This is a genomic window from Streptococcus suis, assembly GCF_902702775.1.
GTDB classification, from domain to species: domain Bacteria; phylum Bacillota; class Bacilli; order Lactobacillales; family Streptococcaceae; genus Streptococcus; species Streptococcus hashimotonensis.
The window spans coordinates 1276824-1292826 of sequence record NZ_LR738724.1 but is presented as its reverse complement, the minus strand read 5'-3'; the positions used below and the strand labels follow the sequence as shown (position 1 = coordinate 1292826).

The window sequence follows — 16003 nt, the reverse complement described above, 5'->3', positions numbered from 1 at the left end:
TGACTTGATTTGATGAACTTCAGTTCTATCTGCATCTGCGTCGCCTAGCCTGTTTTTGATTTTCATTGAGTATAAAAAGGCTTAGAATCAATGTAGTAACTGACATGATTCTAAGCCTTTTAGTGTATTACTGCGAATTTGAACTGGTACTTGTTGAGCTAGTGCTTGTACCAGTATTTGGTGTGCTAGTAGCAGTTGTACTAACGTGAAGTTCTAGGTAGCTTGGTGCTTTAAATAGTTCAATTGTTGATTTATTGCCGTTTTTACTATACAAACTTGTCGATTGTGTACCAAGTTTATTCTCCAGTGAAATCTCGGCAGCCAATGAGTCAATGTAGTTATATTGGCTTGAATCCAAGGCTGGCAATCCATTGTCGAAGAATCGGATAAGATCACCAGTTTGAATGGCATCGCTAGTCGCTAGTTGTGCTGCAGTAGCTTCTTTAATTGCATCAATTTCTTTTTGAGTTGTCTCATCTGGATTTGTAATTTCAAGACCAGTTTCTGTATAGTAGATTTTACCTTCGTAGCTAGTGTATTTTGGTGTGATGAAACTGCCAGCGGTTCGAAGAGCCACAATTTGGCTGTGTTGGCTGGAAAGTAGGTCTTGACCAACTTGGAGATAGTTATCGGATTTGATTCCTAAAAGATGTTCGAGAGTAGGAAGTGCATCAATCTCACCACCATAGGTATCAAAAATCCCACCGTTGGTCATTCCAGGTACAACAATCATATATGGAACACGTTGCATCATGGCATTGTCAAAATCTGACCAAGTCTGTGAATCTTTTCCAATCAACGGTGCCAAGTCAGGATTGCGTGAATTAGAAATCCCATAGTGATCACCATAGAGAACGATGACGGAGTTTTCGTACAAGCCAGTCGCTTTTAAGTAATCGAAAAATGCCTTTATGGACGCATCGAGATAGTTGGCAGTAGCAAAATAGCCATTAATGGTTTCATCATCTGTATTGGCTAATGGAAAGCCGATTTCATCCCCAATCAAGCTGGTTGTATAGGGGTAGTGGTTGGAAACCGTGATAAATTTGGTATAGAAGGGTTGCTGTAAATGTTCAAGGTATTGGATAGAGTCGGCAAACATGATTTTATCATTCAGACCGTATTGGAATGAATTTTCAGCAGTGGCTTCAGAGAAGTAGGATTGATCAAAGAAGTAATTGTAACCCCACTGTTTATAGGTGTTGTTCCTATTCCAGAAACTGGCTGCGTTACCGTGGAATACAGCAGATGTATAGCCGCCATTTTGAGAGAGAATATATGGTGCAGCTTGCTGGGTATTGCTTCCACCATATTGGACCATGAAAGAGCCTTGATTGAGTCCAAAAAGTGAGGTTTCAATCATGGTTTCGGCATCAGAGGTTTTACCTGCCTTCACTTGGTTAAAGAAATTAGAAAAGGCGAGAGTAGAGCTAGAATGATACAGAGAATTGAGGAAAGGTGTGACTTCGTATTCGACACCGTTGACGTTCAACTTATAGTCAATAACAAATTGTTGTAAGCTTTCTAGGTGGAGATAGATAACATTTCGTCCTTTGGCAATACCGAAGTAGTTGTCATTCGGTTGAGCATAATGTTCTGTAATATATTGTTTTACAGGCTCCAGGTCTGAGGCAGTGGCCCCAGAGCGATCCCTATGGGCATTGTAGGTTTGATTAGCATTGTAGCCAAGGAAAGCTGGTAACCCAAGGGCTCTGACGATATAAGTATTAGAAAATCCTCTTGTAAGTAGCTCAGGTCTATCAATTTCTGCTAAAAAGAGATTGATAGAGAACAATAATACTGAAAAGGCTGTGATGGCAAAGCTAGATTTTTTATGAAATGGAGTTTTGTCCCAGTGAAATGCCTTACGGTAGACTAAGAAACCAAAAGCTATAAAATCAAGAAAATAGACAATATCCCATAGCCTAAATAACTTAAGAGCTGCTTCTCCTAGTCCAGCAGATACGCTAGAGGTAGCCATCATGGTAGAAATGGAGATATAATCGGAAAATTCTCTATAATAGACTGCATTTGAAAAGAGCCAGGCGAAAAGAACAATATAAATGGTCATCGCTACACTATAGAATGCTTTCGTATTCTTTATATAAAGCGAGAGACCAAGCAATAAAATCCCTACTGGTAGAGGATTTATAATAGCGATAAAATTTTGGAAAAATCCTTGGGTATCTAAATTAAAATCAACATAGTAGGCCCAGAGTGTTTTGAGCCAGTAAATGATTAGCAAAATCAAGACGAAGCCAAGTCGAGTTTGTCCGCTCTTCTTGACGTAGTCAATTAGTTTTTTCACAATAAAACCTCATGGTCCTTTCTAAAAGCTTAGTTCATTATACCATAATTTTAAAATAAGCCTCAAAGTTTAGAGTTTTTTTGGCATATATGAAGAAACATGTTATAATAATTCTATGAAAATAAAGGTAAACCGTATTGCAGAACAGAAAATAAACAGAGGGATTCAACTCTTGGATAGCGCTGATTTTTCAGGTTTTTCGTTTGATGAAGACAGGCTGGCTGTTTTGTATTCAGAATCTGGAAGCTATTTAGGTCAGGCTTATTTGTCTAAGCAGAATAAGGGAATAGGCTGGCTGTTTAGTAGAAGCAACCAAGACTGGACGATGGATTTTTTTGTTAAATTATTCGTGGATGCTAAACAGAAACGTCAACATTTTTATCAATCTGAGATGACGAATGCTTTTCGTTTATTTAATCAAGATGGAGATAATTTTGGTGGAATGACGGTTGACTTGTATGATGAATACGCAGTTTTTTCATGGTATAATACCTTTATTTATTCTGTCAAAGAGATGATTGTTGCTGCCTTTCAACAGGTATTTCCCGAAGTAAGAGGAGCTTATGAGAAGATTCGTTTTAAAGGTTTGGCCTTTGAGTCTGCTCATCTTTATGGAGAAGAAGCCCCTGAGTATTTCACTGTGTTGGAAAATGGAGTTCACTATCAGGTCTTTATGAATGATGGACTGATGACGGGAATCTTTTTGGATCAGCATGAGGTACGTGGTTCCTTGGTGGATGGCCTGGCGGCAGGCAAGTCACTTTTGAACATGTTTTCGTACACGGCAGCATTTTCTATTGCTGCTGCCATGGGCGGAGCAGGGGAAACGACTTCTGTCGACTTAGCCAAACGCTCGCGAGAACTTTCTAAAGCTCACTTTAAGGTTAATAGTTTAGACTTAGATAATCATCACTTTGTAGTAATGGATGTATTTGAATATTTCAAATATGCCAAACGTAAAGGCTTGACTTATGATGTGATTGTCTTGGATCCACCAAGCTTTGCACGAAATAAGAAACAAACCTTTTCAGTAGCCAAAGATTACCACAAGTTGATTTCTCAATCTTTGGAAATACTAAATACAGGTGGAACTATTATCGCTTCGACCAACGCTGCAAATGTTTCTGTTGAAAAATTTAAGCGGCAGATTGAAAAAGGTTTTGGTGTTAGAAAACATCGTTATGAGGCAAGTTATCGTTTGCCAGCCGATTTTGTAATCAATAAAAATGATGAAAGTAGTAATTACCTAAAGGTCTTTACGATACAGGTAGATAAATGAAAATAGTAGTTCCTATTATGCCTAGAAATCTGGAAGAGGTAGAGGCCATTGATGTAGAACGTCTAGCAGAGGCAGATATTGTTGAATGGCGAGCAGACTATCTTCCGAAAGATGATATTTTAAGAGTAGCACCTGCTATATTTGAAAAATGTAATGGTAAGGAAGTGGTTTTCACCATTCGGACAACACGTGAAGGTGGCCACTTGGATTTGGACGATCAAGAATATGTCAATTTAATCAAAGAAGTTGCAGCGCTTTATCAGCCAGATTATATTGATTTTGAATATTATTCTTATACGTCGGTTTTTGAGCAGATGTTGGAGTTTCCTAATCTTGTGTTGAGTTATCATAATTTTGAGGAAACACCGTCTAATTATATGGAAATCATGTCTGAACTGACTAGCCTGTCACCAGCTGTTGTTAAAATGGCTGTAATGGCTAAGACAGAGCAGGATGTCCTAGATGTTATGAATTATACTCGTGGTTTTAAATCGCTGAACACCGAGCAGACATTTGCGACAATCGCTATGGGTGAACTAGGGAAGTTAACGCGTATTGCAGGTGTGATTACAGGATCCTGCTGGACTTTTGCCAGCTTAGATGAAACATCTGCACCTGGACAGATGTCTTTAGGCAATACTCGTAAGTTTTTGGAAATTTTGGAGAATTAAGTATGCGTTATTTAACAGCTGGTGAGTCTCATGGACCACGTCTAACAGCCATTATTGAGGGAGTTCCAGCTGGTCTTCCTTTAACAGCTGAGGATATTAATGAAGATTTAAAACGTCGCCAGGGGGGATACGGTCGTGGTAGTCGGATGCAGATTGAAACAGACCGCGTAGAGATTACGGCTGGTGTTCGTCACGGTAAGACAACCGGTGCCCCGATCACATTGAATGTGACCAATAAAGACCATCAAAAATGGTTGGATATTATGGCAGTTGAGGACATCGAAGAGAAGCTCAAAAGTAAGCGTCGTATCAAACATCCACGACCAGGACATGCTGACCTAGTTGGTGGTATGAAATATCGCTTTGATGATTTGCGTAATTCCTTGGAGCGTTCTAGTGCGCGTGAGACAACTATGCGTGTAGCTGTTGGTGCGGTTGCCAAACGGATTTTGGCTGAGTTGGATATTGAAATTGCTAACCATGTAGTCGTTTTCGGAGGGAAGGAAATTGATGTCCCAGATGGTTTAAGCGTAGCAGAAATCAAAGAGCGTGCCGCTCAGTCAGAAGTATCCATTGTCAACCAAGAGCGTGAAGAAGAAATCAAAGCCTATATTGATCAAATCAAGCGAGATGGAGATACTATTGGTGGAGTGATTGAGACTGTTGTTGGAGGAGTTCCAGCTGGCTTGGGGTCATATGTGCAATGGGATAAAAAGTTAGATGCAAAATTAGCGCAGGCTGTTGTTTCAATCAATGCTTTTAAGGGAGTAGAATTTGGAGTAGGCTTCCAAGCTGGCTATCTCAAAGGGAGCCAAGTTATGGACGAAATTCTCTGGTCCCAAGAAAAAGGATATACACGCCGAACCAATAATCTAGGTGGTTTCGAAGGTGGTATGACCAATGGCGAGGCTCTGATTATTCGTGGTGTTATGAAACCAATTCCGACCCTCTATAAGCCATTGATGTCGGTTGACATTGATACCCATGAGCCTTATAAAGCTACTGTGGAGCGTTCAGATCCAACGGCTCTCCCAGCAGCTGGTGTTGTCATGGAATCAGTCGTAGCTACAACTCTAGCGACAGAAATCCTAGAGAAGTTCTCTTCCGATAATATGGAGGAATTGAAAGCTGCAGTAGCCAGTCATCGTGACTATGTCAAAAATTTCTAGGTAATTAATGAAAAAAACGATTTTAATTGTAGGTCTAGGGTTGATTGGAAGTTCACTTGCGCTCTGTATTCGCAAAGACCATCCTGACTATCACCTCATTGGCTTTGATCCTAACGAACAATCATGCCAAATTGCCTTGGGCAAGGGGATGGTTGATGAGGTGTCAACGGAATTGGAGGGTGTGGCAAAGCAGGCTGATGTGATTCTTCTTTGTGTTCCAATTCAAGTTTCTTTGCGTTTAATTGAAGAATTTAGTACCCTTGAATTGAAGGATACGGTCTTGATTACAGATGCAGGTTCAACGAAGTCTGCAATTGTGGCTGCTGCAGAGGAACATTTGGCGCCAAGACAAATTAATTTTATCGGTGGCCACCCTATGGCAGGTAGTCATAAATCTGGTGCCAGTGCAGCAGATCTCTATCTATTTGAGAATGCTTACTACATTATGACACCGTGTCAGGCTACCAAGCAGGATGCGGTTCCCCGATTGACAGATTTATTATCTGGAACGGGGGCACGTTTTGTTCAGATTGATGCAGCAGAACATGACCGTGTGACCAGTCAAATTTCACATTTTCCACACGTATTGGCTTCTAGTTTGATGCATCAAGCTGGAGAGTTTGCGCAAGAACATCCCTTTACGAATAATTTTGCAGCTGGAGGATTTAGAGACATGACACGGATTGCGGAAAGTGAGCCGAGCATGTGGACTAGCATTTTGCTGACCAATGCAGATTCTATTCTAAATCGAATCGAGGAATTTCAAGAACGTCTTTCAGAAATTTAAGATGTGCTCAGATCTGGCAATCAAGAAGCAATTTGGGACTTTTTTGATAAGGGACGTCAAACTCGTAAAGCCATGGAAATTCACAAGCGTGCAGGTGTTGATTCTTTCTACGATTTATTCCTTAGTGTTCCTGATGAGGAAGATACGATTTTGAAGGTTTTGGAAGTCTTACGGGGTATTTCCATTGTCAATATTCGTATCAATGAAGAGAACCGTGAAGATATACACGGTATTTTACAAATTACGTTTAAAAACAAGGGAAATTTGGAAGACGCTGCGAAACGTTTAAGAGAGCAGACGACTTACAAAATTCATTTAGATTAGGAGAAAATTATGTCAACAAATATCTATGATATAGCAAATGAATTGGAACGTGCAATCCGTAACCTGCCTGAATATAAGGCGGTGGAAGCCGTTAAGGTCTCAGTTGAGGGGGATTCAGAAGCCAAAGAAATATTGGAAAGTTATATTTCTTTCCAAAAAGAAATCCAATCTAAATTGCAGGCTGGTGAAATTCCTACTGAAGCTGACCAAAAGAAAATGTTGGATTTCAACAAGAAAGTTCAGGGAAATCCACTTTTGACGGAATATTTCAGCAAGCAACAACAGTTGGGAACTTATGTAGCTGATTTGGAACGTATCATCTTCAAGCCTCTCAACGAATTGTTGTAATATATTTATATTTGATAGGAGCAGGGTGTTAGGTCATGGATTGACGCCTAGTATACACTGCTTACGTAGAGTTCTTATCTCCAAGTACAGATTCAGAAACGGTACTTTGGGGAGTAAGAACTCTTTTTTCTACCTTCTCACAGCATCCATTTCTTATAAAGTTATGGTAATTACTTGACATTTTCTAATAGAAGTTCTACAATATATTTAGTATATGGTTATAACCAGTTTGATAAGTATATATATCAATAAAGGAGATAGTATGACAGTATTTATAAAAGCAAAATCTATTATTTTACCAGAGAGTGAGGTCAAATCAGCCTATTTGGAAATTACTGACAATGGTCAGTTTGGACGGATTGTGACTGAAAAGCCTGAAGGGGAGATTGTTGATTATTCTGACTTTCATTTAGCACCAGGGCTAGTTGATACACATATCCACGGCTACGCTTCTCACGATGTTATGGACAATGATTTTGAAGGGATCAAGGTAATTTCAGAAGGCCTCTTGTCTTGTGGGGTAACCTCTTGGCTTCCAACGACCTTAACAGATACGACTGAAAATTTAGATGCAGTTTGTGAAACGATTGGGACTTATGCAGGGCAGGAAACAGGCGCCAAGATTCAAGGTATTTTCTTAGAAGGTCCCTTCTTTACGGAAAAATACAAGGGAGCACAAAATCCTAAGTACATGAGCGATCCATCCATTGAAAAGTTGGACAACTGGCACAGCTTATCGAAAGGTTTAGTCAATAAAATTGCTATTGCTCCAGAACGTGAAGGTGTCAAAGAATTCATCGAGTTTGCTAACAGCAAGGCAATTCATACTGCCTTGGCTCACAGCGATGCGACCTATGCGCAAGCGGAAGCGGCAGTAGAAGCTGGTGCCAATATCTTCGTCCATGTTTACAATGGGATGAGTGGGCTTCATCACCGTGAACCAGGTATGGTCGGGGCTGCTTTGAATTTAAAAAATGTCTATGCGGAAATGATTTGTGATGGACACCATGTTCATCCAGCTGCGGCAGAAATCGTGGTCAAAGCACGTGGAGCAGAGGAAACTGTTTTGATTACGGACTGTATGCGAGCTGGCGGTATGGGTGAAGGGGAGTCCCGCCTCGGTGAATTTGAAGTTGTTGTAAAAGATGGAACTGCTCGTTTAAAAGAAAGTGGTAGTTTGGCAGGTTCTATCTTAGAATTGATCGAAGCAGTGCAGAACGTTGTGAAATGGGGCTTGGTGTCCCTACCTGATGCCCTTCGTATGGCCTCTCTGGCACCAGCTCGCTCTGTCAATATTGACCATATTTGTGGTCGGATTGCAGAAGGCCGAGCTGCAGACTTTATCGTCGTAGATGATGCAGGACGCTTACAAGCGACCTATCTAGATGGCGTGAAACGATTTGGTTAATAAAATTCCTTAGGAGGAAACTAATGACAAAATTACAACTTTCTCAGGCTAAATTCAATCACATGACCCGCTTGTCAAACAGCGAACAGGTGATTGCGGCCTTGGCGATTGACCAACGGGGGGCTTTGAAACGCTTGCTTGCTGCTGCAGCAGGTGGTGGCGAATTTGGAGATGACATTTTGATTGATTTCAAGAAAGTCATTTCAAGCGATTTGACCCCTTATGCAAGCTCTATCCTCTTGGATGCTGAGTATGGTGTTCCAGCTTCAGAATTACGTCATGCAGATTGTGGCTTCATTGCTGCTTATGAAAAAACAGGTTACGATGCGTCCACACCAGGTCGTTTGCCAGACCTTTTGCCAAACTGGTCTGCAAAACGCATCAAAGAATTGGGAGCGGATGCCGTAAAAATCTTGCTTTACTATGATGTGGATGACAAGCCAGAAATCAACGACATTAAGCATGCCTGGGTAGAACGCATTGGTAGTGAGTGTATCGCAGAAGATATTCCTTACTTCGTCGAAATCTTGACTTACGATGCCAGCGATATGGATGTGACTTCTCGTGAATACGCAGCCCTCAAACCACACAAGGTCAATGGAGCCATGCGTGAATTTAGCAAGTCACGTTATAATGCCGACGTGCTCAAGGTTGAAGTGCCTGTCAATATGAACTTTGTAGAAGGCTACACAGATGAAGACCCAGTCTACACAGTTGAAGAAGCTAAGGCCTTCTTCAAGGAACAAACAGACAGTACTCACTTGCCCTTCATTTATTTGAGTGCAGGTGTGTCTGCTAAACTCTTCCAAGAGACACTTGTCTTTGCCAAAGAAGCCGGTTCAAGCTTTAATGGTGTCCTTTGTGGTCGGGCGACTTGGAAGGATGCAGTAGCCATCTTTGCAAGCGAGGGTGAAGAAGCAGCCAAAGCTTGGTTGGCAGATCAAGGCCGCCGCAACGTAGAAGAACTCAACGAGGTTCTAGCAACTACAGCGCGTCCTTGGACTGAAAAAGTTGAAGTAAAATAATTGTTTTAGTAGGGTCTGGGCTTAGGTTCAGACCTTTTTGTGACATCAAATATAGTCATTTATACCCTTCGAAAATCAAGATTAGTCGTCGTTGACCTGATTTTGCACTCCGCTCTTATATCTCCCACCTTGAACAGTTCATTTACTTTGCAAGCAATCTAGGAGACTGATTCAAGTCAATGCTAGAAATTGAGTTATAGCTGCGGCTGTTGACAGATCGTTTTATAGCTAATAATATAGGGGGTTATTTTTAGAAAAATTCAAAAAAACTTGAAAAATCTGAAAATTTACGCAATTTCCTATTGACAAATAATTTGAAAACAGTTATGATAGTTACAAATAAATGAGAAAGGGAAACAGAGATGTTACAAATGTGTCAAAATCATTCAGCTAATCATACTTATTTCTACGGCTATTTTAGATAGTGTTTGTAGACATGGTAAACATGGATGCAAACACGGGAACGTAAAGTTTGTATCTATGTGGCTGTAGCTATTTTGACATGTGCCCATAGATGATACATCTAGATGGCACGGATAATTCATTCTGTTTTCCTATACAGATGAAATATAAGGACCGTTTAGAGTGTAGTCTAAGCGGTCCTTTCTTGTTTGCAATTATATTTATAAAAGGAGAATAATCATGGGATTTAAAAAAATTATACTTAGTTCAGTGGCACTTTTGTCAGCAGTAACGCTTGCTGCATGCAGTTCCAATTCGTCAGATTCAAGTTCAGTCAATGTTGGTATTATTCAATATGCTGAACATGAAGCATTGACCTCAGCTCGTGAAGGCTTTGTAGAGGCACTCGAAGAAGCAGGCTACAAGGAAGGTGAAAATCTGACGATTGATTTGCAAAATGCCCAAGGTGATCAAGCAAACTTACAGACAATGGTTGAGAAATTGGCAGGGAAAAATGATCTTAACTTTGCCATCGCAACACCGGCAGCCCAAGCCATGCTTAATGCAGATAGTGAAACATCAAGTGTATTTACAGCTGTCACAGATCCAGTTGAAGCAGGTTTGGTTGAATCATTGGAAAAACCAGGTGGGACCATGACAGGATCTACTGATGCAACTGATGTGGAAGGTCAAATCGAGATGTTGCTCAAAGTTGTACCAACTGCGAAGACTGTCGGTATTTTCTACAATTCTAGCGAGGTAAACTCAGAGGTTCAAGCTGAGCAGGCTAAAAAAGCACTCGAAGCAAAAGGTGTAAAGGTAGAAGTGACAACTGTCACGACGACAAACGATGTTCAGCAAGCTATTACTTCACTTGCAGGAAAAGTCGATGCTATCTATCTTCCAACTGATAACACAGTTGCCTCTACAGCTTCAACAATCGGTGATATTTTAAAAGAAGCAAAAGTTCCAGCTATGGGAAGTGACGCAGCAGTTATTGACGCAGCTCTATTTACCTACGGTGTCGACTACCATGCTATCGGTGTTCAAGCTGGTGAATTGGCCGTGAAGATTTTGAAGGGTGAAAAGCCAGCTGACTTAGCAGTTGAAAAACCAAATACAGCGGCTATTACCGTCAATGAAGAAATGGCTAAAGCTGTTGGTATTGATGCAGCGACTATAAAAGCATTAGAAGAGTAAAATATTTAGGAGAAGAAACGTTTATGTATTATAAGCTAGTAAAAAAATTGGCAACTATTTCAGTAGCAAGTATGTGTTTGCTAACACTTGCAGCTTGTTCCTCATCATCAGAACAAGCTTCCTCAGATGTGGTCAAAGTTGGAGTTCTCCAATATATGGAGCATGAATCATTGACAGCTGCCCGTGAGGGTTTTGTGGCGGAATTAGAAGCAAATGGCTATAAAGAGGGTGAAAAATTGGTTTTGGATTATCAAAATGCCCAAGGTGATCAAGCTAACCTTCAAACCATTTCAGAACAATTAATCGATGGAAATGATATTGTCTTGGCAATCGCTACGCCGTCTGCCCAGAGTTTAGCGACTGTGTCTACTGAAACGCCGATTGTCTTTACTGCGGTTACAGATCCCTTGTCAGCTGACTTGGTAGAATCCATTGAAAAACCAGGTGGACTGTTGACAGGTACTTCTGATCAAGCTCCAATTGACAAACAGGTTGAATTGCTAGGACAAGCTGTTCCTGATGCTAAGACAGTTGGTATTTTGTACACTACTAGCGAACGTAATTCAGAAGTCCAGGTAGAGCAAGCTAAGAAATTGCTAGAAAAAGCAGATTATAAGGTAGTGGTAAAAGGAATCACTTCGACTAATGAAGTACAAGATGCTACAACAAGTTTGATGAAGGATGTAGATGCTCTCTTTATTCCAACAGACAATACTGTCGCTTCAACCATGACCATGATCGGTGAATTATCTGTGGAGCATAAGGTTCCAGTAATCGGTGGTTCAACGGACATGGTGGATGAAGGAGGTCTTTTGACTTACGGTACCAACTATGAAGCTTTAGGTCGTCAAACTGCAAAAATGGCTATTAAGATTATCGAAGGAGCCAATGTGTCAGAAACAGCGGTAGAATACCCAGAGACCGTCAGTCTTCACGTTAATGAAGAAATGGCTCAGAAATTAGGTATCGATACTTCTAAGCTTGCTGTATCTGAATAAGATCGGTAAGTATAGAACCTAGTATTGACTACGAATTTAGAAAAAGGAGAAAATCGTGGATATTATTTTATCAAGTATCTCGCAAGGCTTGCTTTGGTCAGTTATGGCGATTGGTGTTTACTTGACGTTTCGTATTTTAGATATTGCTGATATGACAGCTGAGGGGTCTTATCCGCTTGGAGCTGCTGTTTGTGCGACAGGGATTGTGAACGGAGTGAATCCCTTGCTGGCAACCTTTATGGCTATGGTAGCTGGTATGGGTGCAGGATTGATTTCTGGTTTACTTCATACAAAACTAAAAATTCCAGCCCTTTTGACCGGTATTGTAACCTTGACGGGACTCTACTCCATCAACTTGAAAATTTTGGATAAGGCCAACGTAGCCCTGCTCAAACAAGAAACACTGGTGACCCAATTGCAGGATTTCGGTTTGACAAAAACCAATGCTGTTTTGGTCATTGGTCTGGTCTTTGTACTAGCAGTTGTGGGCCTATTGACGCTCTTGCTCAATACACAAATTGGTCTAGCCATTCGTTCAACAGGGGATAACATTCCAATGAGTGAGGCCAACGGTATCAATGTAGATAATATGAAAATCTACGGCTATATGTTGTCGAATGGTCTAATTGCCCTTTGTGGAGCTCTTCTTACTCAGAATAATGGCTATGCAGATCTCAATTCAGGTACTGGTACCATTGTTATCGGTCTAGCATCTGTCATTATTGCAGAAGTTATCTTGCGTAACTTACGCCTGGGTTGGAGACTCCTATCGGTTGTTCTCGGTGCAGTTGTTTACCGTTTGATTATCTTAGCGATTTTGGAAATTCCAGGTATGGATGCAGACCTTGTTAAACTCTTCTCAGCTATCCTTCTGGCAACCGTTCTCTATGTGCCAGAATTGCAGAAGAAATTGAATATTCGTCGTCCAAAATTGAATGGAAATGCTTAGGAGGAGGAAGTCATGTCTACAATTTTATCAATTCAAAATATTCATAAAACCTTCGAAGCTGGAACAGTTAATGAGAACCATGTCCTTCGTGGGTTGAACTTAGATGTAAAAGAGGGTGATTTTATCTCCATTATCGGTGGTAATGGTGCTGGTAAATCAACTTTCATGAACTCACTTGCAGGTGCCTTGACGGTTGATTCGGGCGATATTTTGCTTGAAGGTAAATCCATTAAGCATGTCTCAGCAGCCAAACGTTCTAAGGACATCAGCCGTGTCTTCCAAGATCCTAAGATGGGAACAGCTTCCCGCTTGACCATTGAAGAAAACATGGCTATTGCCTATCGTCGTGGATTGTCACGTGGTCTTGGCTGGGGTGTTAAGGATAGTGAACGTGCTATTTTTAAGGAAGCCTTGAAAGAGCTTGGTCTGGGACTAGAAAACCGTATGAAGGTTGACACGCAATTTCTTTCAGGTGGTCAACGTCAGGCCTTGACATTGATGATGGCTTCGCTGGTTAAACCAAAGGTTCTACTCTTGGACGAACACACTGCAGCCCTTGATCCCAAAACTAGCGATATGGTCATGGAATTGACCAAGAAGATTGTCGAGAGTCACCAGTTGACAGCTCTGATGATTACGCATAATATGGAAAACGCCATTGAATATGGTAATCGTTTGGTCATGTTGCACCGTGGTCAGATTGTTGTCGATGTAGAAGGAGAAGAGAAGAAGAACTTGACCGTTCAAAACTTGATGGACCTTTTCTACAAAAACAGTGGTGAAAAGCTAACTGACGATGAGATGATTTTATAAAAAATAAGACTACTGATGATTTTGAATCAGTAGTCATTTTTCTTATCTCGTCATTTAGTTGACTTTTATTACTTCGACGTAAGAGGAAACTCCATTTCCTTATTTCCAACTTCAAACACTCTACTGGATTGTTTGAACTCGCCTTGCCTGATTTTGCAAAAGCGACTTGCTTCGCTCTTTTATCTCCCACCTTGCACAGTCCATTAACTGTGCAAGCAATCTGGGGGATACGAATAGTCCAGTGGACTATTCGTACCTGAGCCTGAGAACAAAAAAGCGAAGTACATCAGCTGGTCGCCTAGAAACAAGAAAGCATTGAGTTATACCTGCGGCTTTTGATGTGAACTAAAAGACTATACTTGTAGAAATTCTAGCATTTCTTCCATTGGAATTTGATGGATGGCAGCCTGTCCCGATTGAGGGACGATGACGAGTTTGATGGTCTTGCCACGTGCTTTTTTATCGTGAGTTAGGGCGGCGTATAATTCATCTACATTCCAAGGTTGGTGTGTAGTCGGCAAGCCGAATTTTTCACACATGGCGATAATCTTTTCTGTCATACCAGCTGGCATCAGTCCTTTTTTCTCAGCTGCGCGTGAGATTTGTACCATACCGATAGCAACAGCTTCACCGTGCATGACCTGGCCGTAGCCAGCGGTCGCTTCAATAGCATGTCCAATCGTGTGACCGAAGTTGAGGTAGAGTCTGACACCGTTGTCTAATTCATCTTCGACAACAACCTTGCGTTTGACTTCACAGGAGTGGTAGACGATATAGTCAGCATGCTCCAGAATGCTCTCGACAGAGCCGTCTAATTGGTCTAGGGTTTCCCAGAGCTCCACATCATCTATTAAGCCATATTTGACAACCTCGCCCATTCCTTCAATCAATTCTCGTTTGCCGAGTGTTTTGAGGGTATCAGGGTCGATGAGAACGCCGTCTGGTTGGCAGAAGGTCCCCACCATATTTTTGGCAAATGGGGTGTTCACGCCAGTTTTTCCCCCGATAGAAGAATCGACTTGGGCAGTTAGGCTGGTTGGGATTTGTAGGAAATGGATACCACGCATATAGGTAGAAGCGACAAAACCTGCCAAATCGCCAACGACTCCTCCGCCGAGAGCAATGATTCCATCACTTCGTGTCATACCATTTTTTACGAGAAATTCGTAGGCCTGGTTGACGGTATCAAGATTTTTTGAGGCTTCACCTTCTGGAAATTCAAAAGCAATGGTTTCAAAACCAGCTTGTTCTAAGCTTGACTGGACTGTTTCACGGTAGAGTGAGCCAACGTGGTCATCTGTAATAATGGCGATTTTCTGAGGTTTCCAAAGTTCTTTGACCCATGCACCTGTCTGTGCTAAACTTCCTCTTTGGATAAGGATGTCGTAGGGAGTGTTGGGAAGATTGACGGTCAGTTTCATCAGATTTCCTCTCTATTTGATGTCGTATTTCTGGACTAATTGGTCCCAAATCAAGTCAGTCGGCATTTCCTTACCAGTCCAGGTTTGGAATGCTTCAGCCGCTTGGAAAAGGAGCATGCCCAAACCATTGATAGTTGGATTGCCTTGAGATTGGGCTAGTTTTAATAAAGGTGTTTCGAATGGTTGATAGATCACATCCGCAACCAAAAGATTTTCAGGAAAGCGAATGGTAGAAGGAACAGGTTGAGAATACCCATCCATGCCTACACTGGTTCCGTTGACTAGTAAGTCGGAGTTGGTAATATGTTCCTGTAGTAATTGGCTATCTTCGAGCGCTAGGACCTGCATAGGAACTCCAGTTGCTTGAGCAATAGGTGTAAGACTCGCCTGTGTTCTTTCCAAGCTTTGTTGGCGGCAGAAAATAGTAATTTCCTTTGCACCATCCAATGTAGCCTGAGCTATGATAGCAGTAGAAGCACCACCACCACCTAGAATGGTCAGTCGCTTGTTGCGTACTTGGAATCTTCTTAGTTTTTCTAAACTTTTGAAGAATCCAATGCCATCGGTATTGTGACCGATTAGTAAGCCGTTCTGATGAATGACAGTATTGACAGCGCCAATCAGGCGTGCAGAGGCTGTTAAATCATCTAGATAAGGAATGACAGCTTGTTTATAGGGCATGGAAAGATTGATGCCAAACATATCGTAGCGTTTGATATTTTCAAGAGTAGCAGCCAAATCCTCTTCTGGAATTTCCAAAGCGACATAGACACCGTTTACCCCTGTTTCCTTAAAAGCCAGATTATGAATGAAGGGGGAAATGGAGTGTTTGATTGGCTTTGCAACAACGGCAGCAAGACGAGTGTAACCATCAATGTTCATAGCTTACCTCCAAATTATT

The 16003-nt window shown here is 41.4% G+C and carries 13 protein-coding genes and 1 pseudogene; 11 read left to right on the top strand and 3 right to left on the bottom strand.

The genetic code is table 11. The features are described 5' to 3' along the window. Positions 1 to 127: 127 nt before the first annotated feature. Positions 128 to 2308: an LTA synthase family protein gene (locus GPW69_RS06405; RefSeq protein ID WP_074391884.1), complete on the bottom strand. Its 2181-nt coding sequence runs from the start codon at positions 2306 to 2308 to the stop codon at positions 128 to 130. A 115-nt stretch (positions 2309 to 2423) separates the two neighbouring features. On the opposite strand from GPW69_RS06405, the gene GPW69_RS06400 reads away from it, so the two are divergent. From GPW69_RS06400 to GPW69_RS06350, 11 genes and pseudogenes are all read left to right on the top strand, one after another. Continuing rightward, positions 2424 to 3587 (top strand): class I SAM-dependent rRNA methyltransferase, encoded by a 1164-nt coding sequence (locus GPW69_RS06400; RefSeq protein ID WP_044757876.1) that lies wholly within the window; start codon positions 2424 to 2426, stop codon positions 3585 to 3587. Further along, positions 3584 to 4258 (top strand): type I 3-dehydroquinate dehydratase, encoded by a 675-nt coding sequence (aroD, locus tag GPW69_RS06395; RefSeq protein ID WP_074391885.1) that lies wholly within the window; start codon positions 3584 to 3586, stop codon positions 4256 to 4258. Before GPW69_RS06400 ends, aroD begins: the two co-directional genes overlap by 4 nt. Positions 4259 to 4260: 2 nt before the next feature. Continuing rightward, positions 4261 to 5427 carry a chorismate synthase gene (gene aroC, locus GPW69_RS06390; protein ID WP_002940623.1) on the top strand — a complete coding sequence of 389 codons (1167 nt, stop codon included), beginning with the start codon at positions 4261 to 4263 and terminating at the stop codon, positions 5425 to 5427. 7 nt (positions 5428 to 5434) lie between these two features. Further along, positions 5435 to 6538 (top strand): annotated as a pseudogene (locus GPW69_RS06385) (prephenate dehydrogenase). 9 nt (positions 6539 to 6547) lie between these two features. After that, complete coding sequence (locus GPW69_RS06380; RefSeq protein WP_024401417.1) at positions 6548 to 6886, top strand: YlbF/YmcA family competence regulator; 339 nt, start codon at positions 6548 to 6550, stop codon at positions 6884 to 6886. A 262-nt stretch (positions 6887 to 7148) separates the two neighbouring features. Beyond that, positions 7149 to 8294 carry an N-acetylglucosamine-6-phosphate deacetylase gene (nagA, locus tag GPW69_RS06375; protein WP_074391886.1) on the top strand — a complete coding sequence of 382 codons (1146 nt, stop codon included), beginning with the start codon at positions 7149 to 7151 and terminating at the stop codon, positions 8292 to 8294. 23 nt (positions 8295 to 8317) lie between these two features. After that, a complete protein-coding gene (gene lacD, locus GPW69_RS06370) occupies positions 8318 to 9319 on the top strand; it encodes a tagatose-bisphosphate aldolase (RefSeq protein ID WP_074391887.1) in 1002 nt (333 codons plus the stop codon). A 642-nt stretch (positions 9320 to 9961) separates the two neighbouring features. Continuing rightward, positions 9962 to 10921 carry an ABC transporter substrate-binding protein gene (locus tag GPW69_RS06365; protein ID WP_024400040.1) on the top strand — a complete coding sequence of 320 codons (960 nt, stop codon included), beginning with the start codon at positions 9962 to 9964 and terminating at the stop codon, positions 10919 to 10921. Positions 10922 to 10944: 23 nt separating this feature from the next. Then, positions 10945 to 11919 carry an ABC transporter substrate-binding protein gene (locus tag GPW69_RS06360; RefSeq protein WP_044684205.1) on the top strand — a complete coding sequence of 325 codons (975 nt, stop codon included), beginning with the start codon at positions 10945 to 10947 and terminating at the stop codon, positions 11917 to 11919. A gap of 55 nt (positions 11920 to 11974) precedes the next feature. Continuing rightward, entirely contained in the window at positions 11975 to 12868 is an 894-nt protein-coding gene (locus GPW69_RS06355) for an ABC transporter permease (protein ID WP_074391888.1), read from the top strand. 12 nt (positions 12869 to 12880) lie between these two features. Further along, positions 12881 to 13681: an ABC transporter ATP-binding protein gene (locus GPW69_RS06350; protein WP_002940641.1), complete on the top strand. Its 801-nt coding sequence runs from the start codon at positions 12881 to 12883 to the stop codon at positions 13679 to 13681. A gap of 353 nt (positions 13682 to 14034) precedes the next feature. Here GPW69_RS06350 and aroB read toward each other — a convergent pair whose 3' ends face one another. Further along, on the bottom strand, positions 14035 to 15102 hold the full coding sequence (gene aroB / locus GPW69_RS06340; RefSeq protein WP_044763564.1) for a 3-dehydroquinate synthase: 1068 nt from the start codon (positions 15100 to 15102) through the stop codon (positions 14035 to 14037). Positions 15103 to 15114: 12 nt separating this feature from the next. Next, the gene (locus tag GPW69_RS06335; protein WP_044763566.1) at positions 15115 to 15984 is read right to left on the bottom strand and encodes a shikimate dehydrogenase; all 870 of its coding nucleotides are present in this window, start codon (positions 15982 to 15984) and stop codon (positions 15115 to 15117) included. Positions 15985 to 16003 lie beyond the last annotated feature (19 nt).

What these genes read in the sequence shown, in the direction of transcription:
- GPW69_RS06380 (WP_024401417.1), top strand. Translation starts at nt 6,548, where the DNA reads ATGTCAACAAATATCTATGATATAGCAAATGAATTGGAACGTGCAATC.
- GPW69_RS06365 (WP_024400040.1), top strand. Translation starts at nt 9,962, where the DNA reads ATGGGATTTAAAAAAATTATACTTAGTTCAGTGGCACTTTTGTCAGCA.
- aroD (WP_074391885.1), top strand. Translation starts at nt 3,584, where the DNA reads ATGAAAATAGTAGTTCCTATTATGCCTAGAAATCTGGAAGAGGTAGAG.
- aroC (WP_002940623.1), top strand. Translation starts at nt 4,261, where the DNA reads ATGCGTTATTTAACAGCTGGTGAGTCTCATGGACCACGTCTAACAGCC.
- GPW69_RS06350 (WP_002940641.1), top strand. Translation starts at nt 12,881, where the DNA reads ATGTCTACAATTTTATCAATTCAAAATATTCATAAAACCTTCGAAGCT.
- GPW69_RS06335 (WP_044763566.1), bottom strand. Translation starts at nt 15,984, where the DNA reads ATGAACATTGATGGTTACACTCGTCTTGCTGCCGTTGTTGCAAAGCCA.
- GPW69_RS06400 (WP_044757876.1), top strand. Translation starts at nt 2,424, where the DNA reads ATGAAAATAAAGGTAAACCGTATTGCAGAACAGAAAATAAACAGAGGG.
- nagA (WP_074391886.1), top strand. Translation starts at nt 7,149, where the DNA reads ATGACAGTATTTATAAAAGCAAAATCTATTATTTTACCAGAGAGTGAG.
- GPW69_RS06360 (WP_044684205.1), top strand. Translation starts at nt 10,945, where the DNA reads ATGTATTATAAGCTAGTAAAAAAATTGGCAACTATTTCAGTAGCAAGT.
- lacD (WP_074391887.1), top strand. Translation starts at nt 8,318, where the DNA reads ATGACAAAATTACAACTTTCTCAGGCTAAATTCAATCACATGACCCGC.
- aroB (WP_044763564.1), bottom strand. Translation starts at nt 15,102, where the DNA reads ATGAAACTGACCGTCAATCTTCCCAACACTCCCTACGACATCCTTATC.